The organism is Salinicoccus jeotgali (assembly GCF_039538805.1).
GTDB lineage: Bacteria > Bacillota > Bacilli > Staphylococcales > Salinicoccaceae > Salinicoccus > Salinicoccus jeotgali.
Window position 1 is genome coordinate 1 of record NZ_BAABCK010000067.1, and the last position, 18,652, is coordinate 18,652.

The window sequence follows — 18,652 nt, forward strand, 5'->3', positions numbered from 1 at the left end:
AATTCAAGGGATTGAGTCCGCTGGAATTCAGGGCATTGGCGGCATAGAAAAACGCCTGAGAATCTCCATTCTCAGGCGGGAAACATTTATATTATTTCATCTGTCAACTTGGTAGGGTTCAGATCACTTATCAGGGACGGCCTTCTTGTATTATTATGCAGTTCTTCTAGTTAGAAATCTTGTGAAGATTGATCTCTTAGTGCGTGGTTCCTTCTCTTCTTCCTTTTCGGCAAGGTGAGAATAACTTTCAGCTATTTTCTTGTACTCTTCAAGGCGAAGTTCGGCAGTAATACGGTCAGTTGAAAACATTAATAATTCCTCCTGTAAATTTGTAATATAATTTATATATAAATATTTAATTATCTTTTGTTATGTATATAATATACCATTATACCAGTACTTTATCAAGTATATTGTGATGTTTTTACCAAAGTAAATATATTGATAATTTTTAAACAATTCTAATAACGTAAAAATATAATGTAATATAATTTCATACTGAAAAAGACTATCAATAATTTATGCTTTTATTTGAATTGTTATACATATGCAACCGGTTTCCTGTTTCTCTAATGCATTAAAGGGGTATTTTCTGAATATACATTATCTTAGGGAGGAGAAATCAATATGAAAAAATGGATGCTTCTTCTTGCCATGTCGTTCCTTCTTGCACTCGGTGCATGTGGCGGGGATTCACAAGATGACAGTATGGATGACCCAGAAGAAAGTCAGGAGGAAGCTGATGACTTGGATGATGGTGCGGATGACTGACGCCCTATTCCCAGACAGTTGGCTCAATACAAAATAAGACGGACCAGGCTTCATGCCTAGTCCGTCTCGTATGTCATATCGATATGGGGGATACCGTCTTCCAAGTGCACTTCTGAAGTCTTCCGGAAACCGAACTGCTGATAGAACCTCTCCAAGTGAGCCTGGCCATGTAGATAGACCTTCTCACCTGGATGGACTTTTCCTACATACTGCATCGCCTGCTCCATCAGTGCCTTGCCAAGGCCTTTTTTCCTGTGGTCCTTCCTGACGATGACCCGACCGATCGCAATCGGCTTTCCCGGCACAATCCTCAAATAGGCTGCGATGACTGAGTCATCTTTCTTATAGATATGGGTGCATTCCGGATCTCTGCCGTCCACTTCCTGATAAGGGCATTCCTGTTCGACTACGAACACTGAAGTCCTCAACCGGTATATCTCCTCCAGTGTAGCAACATCCAGTTCCTCAAACGATCTAACGTGCCACATGCCATTTCCTCCCTACTATCATCCATGATGCAAAATCAAAATGCTCATGTGTCATTTTTTATATTTTTATTCTTCAGTATAGCGACACTGAGTATATGGGGGATCGTGTGTACCGTATCGGGGAAGTGTTCTTCCAGATATGAGGCTACACGCGCCAATGTGTTCTTCCGCTGCTTCTCCTTCATTCCTGCCACCCAAGACACAGAGGACAGTCTGCCGATCCACTCTTCATTGGTGAACTTTACATCATAATCGATCTTGAACAGTTCCATTAGATCAAAACGTGCAGATTTCCATTCCTCAAACCACTCAACCGGAAAACTGTTGATCATCTGAGTCGCATTATCTTTTGTGCCTGCTGGCCGGATCTGTCTGTCTGGTGAATAGTTCTGTATCGTCTTCATCGATTCTTTGACGATTTTGGATGCGGAGGTAAACCCTGAATCCATGATGATCAGATGCCCACCAGGCTTTAGGATCCGCTGAACTTCTTTAATAGTCGCTTCCCGATCGAACCAATGCCAGGCGCGCATGACCGTGACGATATCATAATTTTTATCGATCAATCCCGTGTCTTCAGCATATCCTTCTCTGAAGACGACTTCCAGCTCATCTCCAATATGTCTTCGTCCAGCTTCAATCAATTCAGTAGAGGGCTCCACAGCATCTATGACAGCACCTCGTGCGCTGAGCATTTTACTGAGCAGGCCAGGTCCTGCGCCAAGTTCTGCTACTTTACTGCCTGAAATGACGACTTCACGCATCTCCAATTCCGTAACCAGACGTTTTGGAATATCATTTCTATACTTAAGGTAATTGTCCGCCACATTGCCAAAATCCACTTGCATTTTCCTACCCCCATATGAAGATATGATTGATAAATGGATCCATTTAAAACTCTAGTTTCCATTTAAGATTAAGTATAACATGATAAGGGTAAATCAAATAGAAAGGAGAGGATATCACTATGAGTAAATCAGTATTGATCATCGTAACCAACCATGGAACGATAAACAATGATGACAGTAGGCCAACAGGATTATGGCTGAGTGAAGCGGCGGAGCCGTATCATGTTTTCCAGGGAGCGGGTTATAGAGTGGACTTCGCATCACCGAAAGGCGGGTCAGTACCGCTCGATCCAAATTCCCTAGAAGGTGAACAGAACGAGAATGAGAAAGATATCATCAAGCTGCTTCAAGACACTAAACGTGTCAAAGACATGGTCTATGAAGGCTACGATGCAATCTTCTTCGCCGGAGGGCATGGCACAATGTATGACTTCCCTGGCCAGGCAGATATTCAAAATATCCTTGCGTTCTTCAAAGATGACGGCCGCACGATCGCAGCAGTCTGCCACGGCCCGGCAGCATTTGCAGATGCCAAGACGAAAGACGGCAAATATGTGGTCGATGGCGTCAAGCTGACAGGGTTTACAAATGAAGAAGAGAAAGCCATGAAACTCTACGACGATATGCCCTTTGCACTCCAATCCAAGCTGGAAGAAAACGGTGCAGGATTCGTAGTTGGAGAAGCGATGGAGGAACATGTCGTAAAAGACGGCAACTTCATCACGGGACAAAACCCTGCTTCAGCTGAAGCCGCTGCCCAAGCAGTCATAGATAAACTTGGAAAATAACATTTATACGCCGGCCTTTCGGGCCGGCTATTTTTATCCTCTGGAATCCTGATGGCATCAGAAAAAAAGGATCGGCATCCAAATGGATGCCGGTCCTTCAACATTTTATCGGTCTATCTTAGGAGACTCCCCTATTATCCAATACACGCTTCATTTCCTGCATTTTGCCTACATGCATCGCTTCATGGAGTGCAATGAATCCAACCTGTTCAAAGCGTTTGGTCATGCCCATGAATTCACGTGGGAGATCTTCCTGAAGTACTTCTTCTTCCATATCCTCAAGGCGAGCCATGTGACCGCGCAGTAATGCTTCGATTTCTTTAGTGTCTGGTGTGTCATCATCGAAGTCATCTGGGCTTGTGCCTGTACCGAAATACTTCGCATACCTTTTATAGGCGTCTGTATTTTTGTCCGTCACAGCGGCCGTCACCATTTCCATCATTGCAGCGACATGCCCGAATTGCCAATGCAGGCTGTTGTTGAAACCTTCAGGTATGTGATGCATATCTTCTTCATTTACTTCATCAAAGAGTCCGGTCGTCCAATTGCGTACAGTGTTCAATTCAAAAAGCAATAATTCTTTAGCCATTGATGTTGTACCTCCAATTTCTTTTCTTTCCGTCTATACTTTACATACCCGTTCACTGCGATTTTATTCATATGAATTCTTCCAACCCGCGCATCTTCCATTTTCACTTGCACAGATTTCCGGCCGATTGCATTTTCACCTTGGTAAAGAGATAATGATTTTAAGTAAACGTTTTCAAACATCGTCTCTGAGCATCGTATTACATTTTGGAGGTGCCTTTTATGGAACATCATCAAATTCTGATCATCGGCGGGGGTACAGCCGGCATTACTGTGGCTGCCCGCTTAAAACGGTTGTCACATACCCTGGATATCGCAATCATGGATCCTGCAGAGGATCATTATTACCAGCCTCTATGGACCTTGGTCGGTGCGGGCGAGGTGACGAAGCAGGAAACCGGACGCAAGGAAGCCGACCTGATTCCTAAAGGAGTTAAATGGTACAAAGACGCCGCCTTGGAAATCGATCCTTATGGACAGCGTGTTAAAACGCAATCAGGCGCTGAACTGCACTATCACTATCTTATAGTCTGCCCGGGACTTCAGCTTGACTGGGATAAAATTGAAGGTTTGGTGGATGGGCTTGGAAAATATGGCATATGCAGCAACTATTCCTATGAACATGTCCAATACACATGGGAAATGATCAGCAGCTTCACAGGAGGACGCGCCATCTTTACCCACCCTGCCTCCCCCATCAAATGCGGGGGCGCGCCCCAGAAGATCATGTATCTTGCAGAAGATGCCTTCCGAAGGCAAGGCGTGCGCGATGACTCTGAAGTGATGTTCATGTCAGCCAGCCCTTCCATCTTCCCCGTCGAAAGATACAGCAGGACTTTGGACGCTGTAATAGAACGGCGCGACATTAAGACCGGCTTTAAAAAAGATCTGGTTAAAATAGACGGACCCAATAAAAAAGCAACTTTCAAACATGTGGAGACCGGCGAGACCGAGACACTGGACTATGATATGATCCACGCTGTCCCCTACATGAGTGCGCCTGACTTCATCAAAGGCAGCGCCATTGCAGATGCGGAAGGCTGGGTCGATGTGGATGCATCTACACTCCAACATAAGAAGTTCAAAAATATATTCAGCTTGGGTGATGCCTCCAACCTACCGACCTCAAAAACGGGAGCGGCAATCAGAAAGCAGGCTCCTGTAGTCGTCTCCAACCTACACGCCCTGATCAAGAATAACGCGCCATGGAGAAGATACGATGGTTATACTTCCTGCCCTCTAGTCACAGGTTATGGCTCACTTGTCATGGCGGAATTCAAATATGATAATGTACCTTCTGAAACTTTCCCCTTCAACCAGGCTAAAGAGAGAAGGAGCATGTATCTCATGAAGAAATACGGCCTGCCGGTCATGTACTGGCACGGTATGATGAAAGGGCGCATGTAGCAGCGGCATCAGCTGCACTGGTTTACTGGAACAGAATAAAATATTAGATATGGGAGTGGACACCATGAGCCCGAAGATCCGTGAAATGACGAATTCAGATATTAAAGTTGTACAGGAGACTGCCACCGCCAGCTGGCATGCGGCATATGAGGGGATCATCCCCTCTGGTGTCCAGGAGCGTTTTTTAGACATGGCCTACAGCAATGACATGATGCACCGTAAACTTGCCCAATCGCATATGTTCGTAGCAGTAGAAGGCGGAAAAGTAATTGGCTTTGCCGAATTCACCCAGCCTGACACAGAAGGAAAGATCGTACTCAACGCCATCTACCTGCACCCGGACTCGCAGAATAAGGGTGTGGGTACTCTATTGCTGGAATACGGATTGGAACAGATTGAAGGTATAACCAACATCTATGTTGAAGTAGAAAAGGAAAATATGGTTGGCAGACGATTTTATGATGCCAGAGGGTTCAAGACGGTCAAGGAATATGACGATGATTTCGATGGCCACATCCTGAAGACCGTACTGATGACCCTCCATGTTTAATGGAATTAGAATATGCAACGTGCCTTGCATCGCAGGCGCGTACAAAAAAACATTCGGGTGCCTCTATGTGAGGTTCCCGAATGTTTTTTGTCGTTAATTTTTTATTTTCTCTCTTAAGCGCTCATATTCCTCTTCTGAAATTTCACCTTTGGCGAGGCGTTCGTTCAGTATATCGAGCGCACGATTCTCTGTCGGCTGACTATTATTTCTGTTATTCCCCCTCAGTGCCCAGATGAGTATAAGGAACATCGCAATGACGATGATCAGTCCGAAAAAGCCAAATCCAAAAAACCCGTCCATACCATAACCGTGCATCATTCTATGTCCTCCTCCATTCAATTTATCCTACTGTCCATGATACACCAAAAATGTGCATGAATTGTGCACAGTTTCTCGAAACTATTGGGTTATCCTGATAGCTGAGCGCAACAAAAAATTTCATGGAACAGAAAGAAGGTTTATGATAAATGGATAGAAAGTCTTCAGCAATGGGCGCATTCGCCCTAGCACTTGTAATCATCTTATCAGCCTGCGGAATCAGTGAGGCAGGCGAAGCTCCAGGGCAGAATTCGGATGGAAAGATGGGGATGCATGACGACTCCATGAATGGAAATAGCGAATCTCCACAAGGAGGCGAAATGGGAATGGGGGGAATGGGCAATCAGCATATGGATCATGATGATGTAGCCGCCCTGGACAGTTCCAGCGGAGACAACGAGCTGAACATCCCCCCTGTCCTAAAAAGTGACAGCACTGAAGAAACCAAATATACGGTGCGTGCCAAAATGGGAGAAACCGAAATATTCGACGGTACAAAGACGCAGACCTACGGTTATAATGGAGACTTCCTAGGACCGGTGCTGCAATTTGAAAAGGGAGAGACCGTGACCATAAACCTGATTAATGAGTTGGATGTGGGCACCACTTTCCATTGGCATGGCCTGAAGATTCCCGGAGAGGCCGATGGTGGCCCCCATAATGTAATCGAGCCGGGTGAAGAAGATACAATCAAGTTTGAAGTGACCCAGGAAGCCGCGACACTATGGTTCCACCCCCACCCGGATGGTGATACTTCAGAACAGGTATATAAAGGTTTGGCTGGACTGATCTATATAGAAGATGAAAATATAAAAGAACTTGATCTTCCTGATGACTACGGGAAAAATGACTTCCCACTGATTTTCCAGGACAGGACATTTGATGAGGATAAGCAGCTTAACTATGACGCAGTGATGAATGAAGACGGGACGGTTGGAGATGTCTCATTGATCAACGGTACTGTCAATCCAAAATTGACCGTCGGCCAAGAAAAGGTCAGACTGCGGCTATTGAACGGTTCCAATGCACGCAATTATACTTTTAAGATGAACACAGGAGATACTTTTGCGCAGATCGCCACCGATGGAGGGCTACTGAACGAACCAGTGGAAATGGAAGAGTTGACACTCACTCCTTCCGAGCGGGCGGAAATCGTCATCGACTTCTCCAAAATCGATGATGAGCGAGATGTCGCGCTGGTCAATGATTCGGATGATATTCTGCTGCCCTTTGAAGTGACGGATGAAGCAGCAGCCGAGATTGATATACCGGATAAAATGAACCAGTTTTCAGTTACAGAGGCAGAAAAAGACTTGCCGGTGACAAAGGAAGTCGAACTATTCGGCATGATGGATATGGTGACGATAAACGGCAAGAAATTCGACCCTGAGAGGATTGATTTCACACAGGAAAGAGGCGTCACTGAAGTCTGGGAGATATATAATAAACCCGATATGATGGGCGGGATGATCCATCCTTTCCATATTCATGGCGCACAGTTTAAAACCCTTTCCCGAGATGGAGAAGCACCTCCTAGAAATGAGCGCGGATGGAAAGATACCATTTCTGTTTCACCAGATGAAACCGTCAGACTGGCAGTCCAGTTTAATGATAAGGGCGTCTATATGTTCCACTGCCACATCCTTGAGCATGAAGATAACGGGATGATGGGTCAGATAAAGGTTGAATGATATCGAGCTTGACTACTGATCCACACGAATTGTCCGATATTGTCAAAATCTGCAGCATCCATCGTCAGATTATCAGAAGCACTATCAAAAAAGCAGCAATCCGACCAGAAAAACATCTGGCCGACTGCTGCTTTTTCAATTCCCTCTTCAACACGCTACACCTATGCTCCCCTATGAGTTTTGGGGGTGATTACTTTATTCATTTCTTAAGCCACTTGTAGCCGACACCCCATACTGTCTGAAGGTATTCATCCAATGGAAATCCGGCCCTTCTTATCTTATCGCGTATGTTCCGGACATGCGAATCCACTGTACGCCCTTCCGTTTCAGACTCCATCCCCCATATCAGTTCAATCAATTGCTCACGTGGAAACACCCTTCCCGGGTTTTTCATCAACATCCCGATCAATGAGAATTCCTTTGGCGTCAATCTGATCTCCTCGTCATTGTATGACAACTCAAATTGTTCCTCATCCCATACCAACCCACTCACCCTGATTTGGGTCGTTGGTTTCGTCCGCCTTAACAACGCATTGATGCGCGCAATCAACTCCCCTTCATCGAATGGTTTTGTAATGTAGTCATCCGCGCCCAGGCTGAGGCCTTTGACGATATCCCTCTGCTGTTCCCTGGCCGTCACCATGATGATCGGCACTTCAGAGAATCGGCGGATTTCTCCACAAAGGGCGAACCCGTCCATCCCTGGCATCATGATATCGAGCAGCACCACATCAAAAACTTCTTTTTCCAAGGCCCTCAACCCCGCTTCAGCGCCCAATGCCTTAGTGCATTTGAAGCGGTGCGGCTGCAGGTATAAGCTTAAAAGCTCCAGCATCCTTTCTTCATCATCAATCAGCAATACATTCTTCATATAGATCTCCTCTCTCTAAAGATACGGTGAATACGGTGCCTTCCCCTGGGGTGCTCTGTACACTGATCTGTCCACCATGCAGTTCGACGATTTCTTTGGCTATGGTCAGGCCAAGACCTGCGCCCCCCTGCAGCCTGCTCCTCGATTTTTCTGCACGATACAACCGTTCGAAGACATACGGTTCATCTGCCTGGTCAATCCCTATACCAGAATCCGAAATGGCTGTTATGATCTCATTCCGGCTTCCGGTGACTGATACTCCAATCCTGCCCGCCGGCGGGGTATATTTTATGGCGTTATCCAATATATTCAAAAACACCTGCTGCATCCTTTTTGGATCGACGACGGCCTCCAGCTCCCCTGAAGAAGAGAAAGTGAGTTCTATATTCTTTTTATCGACTGCAGGTTCGATACGTGCTATGACTGTTGAAATCAGGTCATCGAATGCAACTGCCTCTTTCTTGATGGCGAACTCATTCTGGTCTATTTTGGCCAGTTCAAATAAATTTTTGATAAGCCCGTTCAAATGAATGGTTTCTTCCTGGATTATGGTAAGATATTTCCTTCTGTCCTCCTTGGACAGATCCTCCCGCCTGAGAATGTCTGTATAACCCTTCAAATAAGTCAAAGGTGTACGCAATTCGTGGGAGACGCTGGCGAGAAACTCATTCCTCTCGTTCTTCAGCCGCTCCAAATCTCCAGACAACCGGGTGATGGCAGCAGCCAATTCTCCGAACTCATCCTTACGGTGAGGATAAAGTACCACTTCATGGTCTCCCCGGCTCAATTGTTCCGTTGCTTTTTTCATCGTCAGGACAGGCTGGGTGATGATCCGTGACAGGACGAGCACGGTCAAGATGGTCAAGACGATGGTCAACAGTCCGACAAAAAGAAATTGACGGCTCAAATGATCAATGATCCTTTTTATATCGGCACTATCAGCAAACATGAATACATGTCCGTTGTGTGAACCATCTTCAATGAGCGGACTCGCTGTTGACACATATTTTTCTTCCGACCAATCCGATACCAGAATAGATTCCTCCCCGGATATGCGCTCGTCATCCACATGGTCGATCACTTCAGCCATTTCCGCCTCAACTGGGTTGGAATGGATGACTATGTCCCCTTCCTGGTCTGTGATCACCACATTGAAATCCGATTCTGATTCCATAATCGCCACATGTTCAAGTGTGGTGGCATTATAGTGCTCTTCAAGTACGTCCCTGTGGGTGTTGCCCCTTGAGAGCAGGTCATCCATCACTTCCTCCACCCGGTCATCCACCAGATTCACATATAAAATATAAAACAGGATGACTTCAACAATGAATACCACAAGGAAAAATAACATCCCGATTTTAAGCGATAATTTATTCAGCATGGTGGCTCCTTCTTTCAGTTGGTTATTTTACTTCCGTACAGATTATAGCTGCCACATGTTGATTTTTTGTGCAGGTTCTTTATCACCCATCACATTATCCACCACTTAATTTTTAAAAATCTGCACATAAACTGCAAAATACGCAGGTAAGGTATATTAGAATAATATATACGGGAGGAATTGCATGTTGAAACATAGGATTTCATTAGGTTTTCTATCCATATTTGCTGTTCTTACATTGACGGCCTGTGGTGAAGGAGACACAAGCGGTGACAGCGGCGAATCGCAGACTACTGAACCACAGTCTGAAGAAAGTAGCGGCATGGAGCACTCTGCAGACGAGATGTCCAGCTCGGGGGAAGTGCCTGATGGTTTGGAGGAAGCAGATGAGCCAAAATTTGAAGTAGGCAGCACTGCCATCATCCAGGCTGATCATATGTCAGGCATGGATGGTGCTGAGGCAACCATCTCCGGCGCTTTTGATACGACTGTCTATACGGTCTCCTATATCCCTACAAATGGCGGAGATAAGGTTGAAGACCATAAATGGGTGATCCATGAAGAATTGGAGGACCCGGGTGATGCGCCACTTGAACAAGGTGATGAGGTCGTCATGAATGCACGGCATATGGTCGGTATGAACGGTGCTGAAGCCACGATCGATTCAGCTAAACAGACGACTGTCTATATGGTCGACTTTACAACCACCGATACCGATGAGGAAGTCGAGAACCATAAATGGGTTGTCGAAAGTGAACTCGCTTCACCTGAGGAAAAATAAAGTGCCGATGATTGGAAAAGCGCCCATCCTTTTAGGATGGGCGCTTTCTTTGTATCCAACATGGTTCATCATTCCATTTCGAAGCGGTGCAGGAGTTGGGCGTTGATTGCGACGATGATCGTACTCAAACTCATCAGTATCGCACCGACAGCTGGGCTCAGTACAATGCCCCATGGTGCGAGCACTCCTGCTGCCAATGGAATCGCAAATACGTTGTAACCCGTTGCCCATATCAGGTTCTGGACCATTTTATTGAAAGTTTTCTTAGACAGGCTGAATATACCGAGAATATCTTTTGGATTACTCTCAACCAGTATGATGTCTGCACTGTCCATTGCAATATCGGTGCCTGCGCCTACCGCAATGCCGACATCCGCCTCGGTCAACGCAGGTGCGTCATTGATGCCGTCCCCCGTCATTGCGACGACCAACCCGCGCTCTTTGATTTCCGTTATTTTCTTGGCTTTTTCATCCGGCAGCACTTCTGCATAGACTTCATCGATGCCAATCTGCTGTGCTACGTAATCCGCCACTTTTTGGTTATCTCCGGTGAGCATCATGGCTTTTATATTACGTTTGTGCAATTGATCGATCGTTTCTTTTGCACTTTCCTTTATCTTGTCCGCTAAAGCGATTGCGCCTGCCAACGACTCATCGATGACTAGAAATACAACCGTTTTACCTTGGCTCGACCAAGTATTGAAATTGTCATCATCAAATTCCATTTTCTGTTCCTTAATATATCCGGGGCTCACGACCTTCACATTTTTGCCGTCGATTGTCCCTTCAATTCCTACACCCGTTATGGAATTGAAATCCTTCATTTCGTACAGATCGAGTTCCCTCTTTGATGCTTCGTCGATTATGCCTCTAGCAATCGGGTGCTCCGAATCATTTTCTGCAGTTGCTGCGAAACTCAGCATCGTATCTTCATCCATGTCGCCGAATGTTTGCATATCCGTGACTCCGAATTCACCTTCGGTCAATGTACCCGTCTTATCGAATATTACAGCATCGATGTTCCGTGCCTGTTCAAATTGTGGTCTGTTGCGTATAAGCAATCCGTGCTTAGCGGACAGGGCGGTGGACACTGAAATGACCAACGGCGCCGCGAGTCCTAAGGCGTGCGGACATGTGATGACCATCACGGTAACCATCCTTTGGATTGAAGTATCAATGCTTGCTCCGATACCGATCCATACGAAGAATGTAATGATGCCAGCTGCCAAAGCGATATAGAATAGCCATTTGGCGGCCCGGTTCGTAATATCCTGCGTCCTCGACTTCGTAGCCTGGGACGCCTTCACCATTTCAATCACTTGATTCAAGTAGGAGTCATCCATCAGCTTTTCCACTTTGAGCGTGAGGGAACCTTCTTTATTGATGGATCCGCCGATCACTTCGTCATCAGTTGTCTTTTCAGTCGGTACAGATTCCCCTGTAAGCATTGACTCGTCCACTTGGGAAGATCCTTTAACGATTTTACCGTCCAGGGGTATCTTTTCTCCGGGTCTGACAAGCAGCAGATCGCCAGTCTGCAGATCATCCACCGCGACTTCTTCTACCTCATCGTCAGCAGAAATGCGGTTTGCGGTGTTCGGCATCAGTGAGGCCAGCGATTCCAACGCCTGTGATGCGTTGCTGATGGAGCGCATTTCTATCCAATGGCCAAGCAGCATGATCAACACCAGAGTCGCCAGTTCCCAGAATATCTGTTCCCCGTTAAACCCGAAGACGACTGCCATACTATAGAAGAATGCGATGGAGATCGCCATTCCGATTAATGTCATCATACCCGGTTCTTTTTCTTTAAGTTCGTCTATGCCGCCTTTAATGAAAGGCCAACCTCCATAGAAATAGACGAATGTCGAAAGCGCAGCTAAGATATACATGTCTCCTGGAAAGCGCCAGTCGACTCCCATGAACCCCTGTATCATCGGTGACAACAACATTATGGGAATCGTCACGACAAGTATTATGAAAAACTTCCTGCGGAATTCGGCCACCATATCTCCATGATCGTGATCGCCATGATTATGGCCACCACCGTGGTCGTGTCCGCCCTCGTGATCATGCGCATGCTTAGTGTCGTGATGATCATGGGATTCGTTATTTTGATCCGCCATTCCAATCACTCCTTCTATTCATTTCACTTTTATTATACCCTATATAGGTATTTATTCCAAGTGTTTTCTTAAAATATGAAGATCTAACTTGAGCCACTCAATCGATGCTCTTTAAACCATCTAGCCATCACCTACTATTTCTGGACGATTGAATTCGACCTTTTTTTCTATATAATCAATATTATGCATTGATATCTTTTTACTGCACCTATTTTCGGATAGCTTCGATGCTGACCTAATCCAAATAAACTTGAAGGAGACTCGTATAGTGACACGTTTTCTACTCAGCCTCATTCTGATGGGCATCGTTACATTGGCAATCTACTGGTTGCTCACCTCACTTGCGCCATCGTTCGGCAGTTTCGCCATACCGGTTTCACTGTTGCTCGGTATTACAATCGGATTCTATATCTACATCACCATCGATAATCGATTATAGCCGAGTGGAATCCCTTGCTTATTTCGTAAATCGGAATATAATAGGACTATTGATTTTAGAGAAATAGAGGGATTCAATGGAACAAAATATACAGCAGAAACCGGATTATCGTCTTATTTTTATATTACTTTCCGGTGCCTTCGTCGCACTGCTTTCCAACACTTTTTTGAATGTCGCCTTGCCATCCATTAAAAATGACTTTGACATCACGACATCCACTGTACAATGGGTATCCACTGCCTACATGCTTGTTAGTGGTATAGTCATCCCAACTACTGCTTTTCTGATGCAGCGCTTCAGTTCCAAAACACTATTCCTGGCTGCCATGCTGCTTTTTTTGACAGGTACACTTGTGGCCGGGCTATCGCCCGAATTCTACATTCTGCTGATTGGCCGGATGATCCAGGCGTCAGGCTCAGCAATATTGATGCCGCTCTTGATGACTGTCATGATTACGAGCTTTCCGCCTGCCCGCCGCGGAACGGCCATGGGCCTATTCAGCCTGGTCATGTTTTTTGCACCGGCCATCGGCCCGACCCTATCGGGATTCATCGTCCAAAGCTTTTCCTGGCATATGTTGTTTTTCATGATGGTTCCAGTGTTGCTTGTTGTTCTTACAATCGGATGGTTCAAACTCCCTAAAACAGAAACTAAAGATGCTATAAAGATCAATATTCCTTCAGTCATCCTATCAACGCTTGGTTTTGGCGGGATACTGTATGGCTTCAGTTCAGCGGGAAATGGTGGATGGACGCGTCCTGACGTCATCATCACGCTTGTTGTCGGGTTCATCAGTGTCTTCCTTTATGTACGTAAACAGACCCATATGGCACGACCGATGCTCGATTTTTCAGTCTACAAGTTTCCGATGTTCACCTTGTCCTCCATCCTCATCGGCACAATGAATATGGCGCTGTTTTCAGGCATGATCCTCATGCCGATCTATCTTCAGGATATCCAGGGGATATCGCCAATTGATACTGGGCTCCTGTTATTACCAGGCGCCCTGATCATGGGATTTATGAGCCCAGTCTCTGGTAAGCTCTTCGACATGTTCGGGCCGAAGCGGCTCGCAATCACCGGTCTCTTCTTGACTATCATAACCACCTACTTCTTCAGCCGGCTGACCTTCGACACCAGCTATGGTTTCCTGATCATGCTCTACTCGATCCGGGCATTCGGCATGACGCTTGTCATGACACCGGTGATGACCAACGGTATGAACCAGCTGACGCCAAAATTGACACCGCATGGCTCTTCCATCAACAGCATGTTGAATCAGGTATCTGGCGCCATCGGTACAGCACTTTTGATCACCATCATGCAGAACAGGATGAATGCAAAACTGCAGGGTGTTTCCTCAACTGACGAAGCTGTCATCAACCAGGCCATGCTCGACGGCATAAATTTCGCCTTCCTGATCGCCACATTGATGCTTCTGGTGGCACTAGGCCTGTCCTTTATGCTTAAGCGGGTCACCACGGATGAAATACTGGAAGACGGCATAACAAAAGCACGTCCAATAGAAGAGGATTAAAAAAAGCCTAGCCCGATGGGCTAGCTTTTTTCATCATCATGCTTTTGGACTCTTCAACCTGAATGATAGAAACAGTCCGACTATTGAGAGAAACGTCGCGAACATGAACGCGTAGTTTACCCCTTGGATCATGCCCTGCATACCTTCAGATGGCACTTGGGTATTTGTCATGATGGAGACAAGCAAGGCAGTCCCCACCGCACCCGCAATCTGGCGCATCGTGTTGTTCATGGCGGTACCATGTGGAATCAGCGTCGAAGAGAGCTGATTCAAGCCTGCCGTGGTGGAAGGCATCATCACCATCGAAACACCAAACATCCTGAATGCGTTGACCGTCGTCAAGTAGAGGAATGATGTCTCCGGCCGGATGAAGGTGAAGAAAAGTGACCCCAGGGTCACAAGCGATAGACCGATGATTGCCAGCCAACGGGCGCCGAATTTATCGAACAGCCTACCAGTGACAGGACTCATCCCTCCCATAATCAAGGCACCCGGCAAGAGCATCAATCCGGATTCTAATGCTGTAAAGCCCATCATGTCCTGCATGAGTATGGGCAGGAGCACAGCCCCACCAATCATGGACATGAAGACGATCATGCCAAGTGCTGTGGTCAGGGCAAAAATCTTGTTCTTGAAGACCCTGAATTCAAGGATTGGCTGTTCCAGCTTCTGCTGGCGTTTGATGAACAGATATAGGATTATAGCGCCAAAGCCGATTGACAGGAGTACAGGCGCACTCGTCCAGCCCGCACCTCCAGCGATGCTGAAACCGTAGAGCAAGCCACCGAATCCGAATGTCGACAGGATGATGGACAGCACGTCCAGTTTCGGATTCGTCCTTTCCGTAACGTTTTTAAGTATGAAGTATGCCACAATCAAGTCGATTATGACGATCGGCAGGATGATGAAGAATAATCCGCGCCAAGGGTACTGTTCTACAAACCAGCCCGAAAGCGTCGGACCGATAGCCGGCGCAAAGCCGATGACAAGTCCGAATATGCCCATGGCCTGCCCTCTTTTTTCCAGTGGATATATCAGGAAGATGATGGTCTGCATCAATGGCATGATGATCCCGGCACCGGATGCCTGCAGCACTCTGCCCATCAGCAGCACTCCGAAGTTTGGGGACAGCCCAGCAACCAGTGTACCGATACCGAACAGTCCCATTGCTGTGAAGAAAAGTGCTCGTGTCGTAAATTTATTGATCAAAAATGCTGTGACTGGAATCATGATACCGTTGACCAGCATGAATATGGACTGCAGCCACTGGGCCAGATCGGCCTCTATGTTAAGGTCCTCCATAATCGGTGGGATAGCAGTGGCTAAAAGCGTTTGGTTCAATATCGCAGCAAAAGCACCAGAGACAAGGACAGCCATCAATGGCAGCCGCTTGACTGTTGCACTGGGATGCTGTTCATTAGCCATTATTTATCCCTCTTTCATTGCTAAAACATAAAATAGTACTTCTGCCTGACGGCAAAAGCACTTATCGTCATCATGACATTCTACAGCGCAACGTCATTTTTGTAAAGCTGCGTTCCTGCTGATTTCGACGATTACAGACGCAGCTTTTACCATATTGTCAGTAGAGATGTATTCGAATTTCCCATGGAAGTTCTCACCACCGGTGAATATATTCGGTGTCGGGAGACCTTTATAGGATAGTTGTGAACCATCCGTCCCACCCCTTACCGGCTGGATAACCGGTTCGATATCCAACGACTCCATAGCTTCTCTCGCATACTCTACGATTTCCATACGCGGCTCGATCTTATCCCGCATATTATAGTACTGGTCGGCCATGTCCAAATGCACACGGCCCTCTCCGTACTGGGCCTGGAGTGCTTCTACATGGGATTCCATTTCCTTTTTCCGTTCCTCAAAGCGCGCTGCATCGAAATCCCGGATGATGTAGGTGGCTGTTGTTTCTTCAACGTCACCGGCGACATTGGTGAGATGGAAAAAACCTTCATAGCCTTCTGTATGTTCAGGCGTATCTTCCCGATCGAAACGGGTGATGAATTCAGCCGCCATACGCCCTGCATTGACCATCTTGTTCTTCGCTGTACCAGGGTGCACACTGTTGCCGATGAATGTAACGACGGCAGATGCTGCATTGAAACTCTCATACTGCAGCTCACCCAACGGGCCGCCGTCCACTGTATAGGCGAAGTCGGCACCGAACCGCTCGACATCAAAATCGCGGGGGCCCCGTCCGATTTCCTCATCCGGTGTAAATGCGACCCTTATGGTGCCATGTTCGATTTCAGGATGTTTGATGAGATGCTCCATGGCAGTCATGATTTCTGCAATTCCCGCCTTGTTGTCGGCACCAAGCAGCGTTGTGCCGTCAGTGGTCATCAGTTGATGTCCTATGTAACCCTCGAGTTCCGGAAACTCGGACACGGATAATACGACATCCTTCGCTTCACTCAGGACGATGTCCCCACCTTGATAATCGACAAGTTGCGGATTGACATTTTGGCCGGTGAAATCTGTCGCTGTATCCACATGAGCCAAAAAGCCGATTACAGGTGCATCTTCTACATTAGCCGGCAAAGTCGCCATCAGGTAGCCTTTGTCATCCACCTCGACATCGTGCATCCCTATTTCCTGCAATTCTGCTTCCAGTAGCCTGATCAGTTCCCACTGTTTATCCGTAGAGGGCACACTTTTACTTGAAGCGTCCGACTGCGTATCGATTTTCGCATACCGCATCAATCTCTCTGCCAATTGTTTCTTCACTTTTCCCATCCCCAATCCTGTTTTAATGTTGTGATTGATATTTATATACCATTCCGGGATTACATCAAATCCGTCTTCAATGCCTTTTCCCTTGAAGATCGTTCACGGGCCAGGCTGATCAGCTGATCCAACAATTCCGGATAGGCAATGCCTGAAGCTTCAAGCAGCTTCGGATACATGCTGATGCTCGTGAAACCGGGCAGCGTGTTCACTTCGTTGACGATGACGGCATCCTGGTCGGTCAGGAAGACATCGACACGCGCCATTCCTTCACAATCCAACGCCCGATACACATCAAGTGCTGTCCGCCTTATCGCATCAGATGTCTGGAGTGGCAATTTCGCCGGTATTTCAAGAGCTGCCCCATCTTCATCCTCATACTTCGATTCGTATGAATAGAAGTCGGTATTGGCAACAATTTCACCAGGCACTGACGCTGTCAGTTCCGCATTACCTAAAACGGATACCTCGATTTCCCGGCCGTTGACCGCGCTTTCAGCCATCACTTTCGTATCAAATTGGAAAGCCAGAGCCACTGCTTTGTCGAATGATGCCTTATCGGTGACTTTCGATACTCCGACTGAAGATCCCTGGTTTACAGGTTTGACGAACATCGGCAGACCAAGCTGTTCTTTTGCGATGTCGAAATCGACATCTTCTTTTTCATCATATCGATACACCACCCAGTCTGCAACTTGGATGCCTTCCAATTTCAACAGGCGTTTCGTCATATCTTTATCCATGCATACCGCGGAACTCCTCACGTTGCACCCTGCATACGGTATCCCCATCATTTCAAGCACACCCTGCACAACCCCATCTTCCCCTGCAGTACCATGCAGTATCGGAAGCATGACATCAAAACGGCAGGCGCCTTTTTGTGAGTTGAACTGCTGTGACGGCAGGATGGATAACTGTACAGCATTCTCACCGTCCACCAATGCTTCAATTTCTTCATTGTGGTCAGCAAGCAGCCACTCGCCTTCTTTCGTGATGTGGATCAGGCTGACATCGTACTTTGTTTTATCCAAAGCTTCCAGCACGCTCGCAGCAGAACGCATGGAGACCTCGTGCTCCGTCGACTGTCCGCCATATAATATACCTATACTCATTTTTTCCATATGAACACTCCTCGTTACATTGCACTACATCATATTCTAGAATGACAATTTAATATTATCACAGAGTGCGTTCGACTTCTTCAATTTATATTCGATTTTAAAGCTGATGATACCATAAATTTACCGAATATATTGACAATTTATAAACTGGCTGGTAACATGGATGCATTATTGATGAAACGAGTGTGTTCTATGAAGATGT

19 protein-coding genes are annotated in these 18,652 nt (G+C 46.5%); 8 read left to right on the top strand and 11 right to left on the bottom strand.

The window, feature by feature from the left end; translation table 11 throughout:
• Positions 1 to 153: 153 nt before the first annotated feature.
• On the bottom strand, positions 154 to 309 hold the full coding sequence (locus ABD734_RS10210) for a hypothetical protein (RefSeq protein ID WP_344703968.1): 156 nt from the start codon (positions 307 to 309) through the stop codon (positions 154 to 156).
• Between the two features lie 318 nt (positions 310 to 627).
• Between ABD734_RS10210 and ABD734_RS10215 the strand changes: the two genes are divergently transcribed.
• A complete protein-coding gene (locus ABD734_RS10215; protein WP_344703970.1) occupies positions 628 to 771 on the top strand; it encodes a hypothetical protein in 144 nt (47 codons plus the stop codon).
• A gap of 56 nt (positions 772 to 827) precedes the next feature.
• Here the strand turns inward: ABD734_RS10215 and ABD734_RS10220 are convergent, their stop codons facing one another.
• Together ABD734_RS10220 and ABD734_RS10225 are read right to left on the bottom strand one after the other, a co-directional pair.
• Positions 828 to 1,259, bottom strand: coding sequence for a GNAT family N-acetyltransferase (locus ABD734_RS10220; protein WP_344703972.1), 432 nt, complete (start codon positions 1,257 to 1,259; stop codon positions 828 to 830).
• A 44-nt stretch (positions 1,260 to 1,303) separates the two neighbouring features.
• A complete protein-coding gene (locus ABD734_RS10225) occupies positions 1,304 to 2,107 on the bottom strand; it encodes a class I SAM-dependent methyltransferase (protein ID WP_344703974.1) in 804 nt (267 codons plus the stop codon).
• Positions 2,108 to 2,226: 119 nt separating this feature from the next.
• Here ABD734_RS10225 and ABD734_RS10230 point away from each other — a divergent pair, with 119 nt between their 5' ends.
• A complete protein-coding gene (locus tag ABD734_RS10230) occupies positions 2,227 to 2,895 on the top strand; it encodes a type 1 glutamine amidotransferase domain-containing protein (RefSeq protein ID WP_344703976.1) in 669 nt (222 codons plus the stop codon).
• Positions 2,896 to 3,013: 118 nt separating this feature from the next.
• Here ABD734_RS10230 and ABD734_RS10235 read toward each other — a convergent pair whose 3' ends face one another.
• A complete protein-coding gene (locus ABD734_RS10235; RefSeq protein WP_344703979.1) occupies positions 3,014 to 3,484 on the bottom strand; it encodes a DinB family protein in 471 nt (156 codons plus the stop codon).
• A 221-nt stretch (positions 3,485 to 3,705) separates the two neighbouring features.
• Between ABD734_RS10235 and ABD734_RS10240 the strand changes: the two genes are divergently transcribed.
• Both ABD734_RS10240 and ABD734_RS10245 read left to right on the top strand, forming a co-directional pair.
• On the top strand, positions 3,706 to 4,890 hold the full coding sequence (locus ABD734_RS10240) for an NAD(P)/FAD-dependent oxidoreductase (RefSeq protein WP_344703981.1): 1,185 nt from the start codon (positions 3,706 to 3,708) through the stop codon (positions 4,888 to 4,890).
• 64 nt (positions 4,891 to 4,954) lie between these two features.
• Positions 4,955 to 5,440, top strand: coding sequence for a GNAT family N-acetyltransferase (locus ABD734_RS10245; protein WP_344703983.1), 486 nt, complete (start codon positions 4,955 to 4,957; stop codon positions 5,438 to 5,440).
• Between the two features lie 93 nt (positions 5,441 to 5,533).
• On the opposite strand, the gene ABD734_RS10250 is transcribed toward ABD734_RS10245, so the two are convergent.
• Positions 5,534 to 5,758, bottom strand: a complete 225-nt coding sequence (locus tag ABD734_RS10250; protein ID WP_344703985.1) for an SHOCT domain-containing protein — start codon at positions 5,756 to 5,758, stop codon at positions 5,534 to 5,536.
• A gap of 170 nt (positions 5,759 to 5,928) precedes the next feature.
• On the opposite strand from ABD734_RS10250, the gene ABD734_RS10255 reads away from it, so the two are divergent.
• Entirely contained in the window at positions 5,929 to 7,449 is a 1,521-nt protein-coding gene (locus ABD734_RS10255) for a multicopper oxidase family protein (RefSeq protein WP_425568412.1), read from the top strand.
• Positions 7,450 to 7,648: 199 nt separating this feature from the next.
• On the opposite strand, the gene ABD734_RS10260 is transcribed toward ABD734_RS10255, so the two are convergent.
• Together ABD734_RS10260 and ABD734_RS10265 are read right to left on the bottom strand one after the other, a co-directional pair.
• Positions 7,649 to 8,320, bottom strand: a complete 672-nt coding sequence (locus ABD734_RS10260; protein WP_344703988.1) for a response regulator transcription factor — start codon at positions 8,318 to 8,320, stop codon at positions 7,649 to 7,651.
• Complete coding sequence (locus ABD734_RS10265; RefSeq protein ID WP_344703990.1) at positions 8,298 to 9,701, bottom strand: sensor histidine kinase; 1,404 nt, start codon at positions 9,699 to 9,701, stop codon at positions 8,298 to 8,300. The genes ABD734_RS10260 and ABD734_RS10265 overlap by 23 nt, the downstream gene beginning before the upstream one ends.
• 184 nt (positions 9,702 to 9,885) lie before the next feature.
• On the opposite strand from ABD734_RS10265, the gene ABD734_RS10270 reads away from it, so the two are divergent.
• Positions 9,886 to 10,482: a YdhK family protein gene (locus tag ABD734_RS10270; protein ID WP_344703992.1), complete on the top strand. Its 597-nt coding sequence runs from the start codon at positions 9,886 to 9,888 to the stop codon at positions 10,480 to 10,482.
• 68 nt (positions 10,483 to 10,550) lie between these two features.
• On the opposite strand, the gene ABD734_RS10275 is transcribed toward ABD734_RS10270, so the two are convergent.
• Positions 10,551 to 12,608 carry a copper-translocating P-type ATPase gene (locus ABD734_RS10275; RefSeq protein WP_344703994.1) on the bottom strand — a complete coding sequence of 686 codons (2,058 nt, stop codon included), beginning with the start codon at positions 12,606 to 12,608 and terminating at the stop codon, positions 10,551 to 10,553.
• Positions 12,609 to 12,876: 268 nt separating this feature from the next.
• On the opposite strand from ABD734_RS10275, the gene ABD734_RS10280 reads away from it, so the two are divergent.
• On the top strand, positions 12,877 to 13,047 hold the full coding sequence (locus tag ABD734_RS10280; protein WP_344703996.1) for a hypothetical protein: 171 nt from the start codon (positions 12,877 to 12,879) through the stop codon (positions 13,045 to 13,047).
• Positions 13,048 to 13,123: 76 nt separating this feature from the next.
• Positions 13,124 to 14,584, top strand: a complete 1,461-nt coding sequence (locus ABD734_RS10285; protein ID WP_344703998.1) for a DHA2 family efflux MFS transporter permease subunit — start codon at positions 13,124 to 13,126, stop codon at positions 14,582 to 14,584.
• A 36-nt stretch (positions 14,585 to 14,620) separates the two neighbouring features.
• Here ABD734_RS10285 and ABD734_RS10290 read toward each other — a convergent pair whose 3' ends face one another.
• The 3 genes from ABD734_RS10290 to ABD734_RS10300 all read right to left on the bottom strand — a co-directional run bounded on the left by ABD734_RS10290 (position 14,621) and on the right by ABD734_RS10300 (position 18,450).
• On the bottom strand, positions 14,621 to 16,009 hold the full coding sequence (locus ABD734_RS10290) for an MDR family MFS transporter (RefSeq protein WP_344703999.1): 1,389 nt from the start codon (positions 16,007 to 16,009) through the stop codon (positions 14,621 to 14,623).
• A 93-nt stretch (positions 16,010 to 16,102) separates the two neighbouring features.
• Positions 16,103 to 17,329, bottom strand: coding sequence for a peptidase T (gene pepT / locus ABD734_RS10295; RefSeq protein ID WP_344704001.1), 1,227 nt, complete (start codon positions 17,327 to 17,329; stop codon positions 16,103 to 16,105).
• 59 nt (positions 17,330 to 17,388) lie between these two features.
• Positions 17,389 to 18,450: a D-alanine--D-alanine ligase family protein gene (locus ABD734_RS10300; RefSeq protein WP_344704003.1), complete on the bottom strand. Its 1,062-nt coding sequence runs from the start codon at positions 18,448 to 18,450 to the stop codon at positions 17,389 to 17,391.
• Positions 18,451 to 18,652 lie beyond the last annotated feature (202 nt).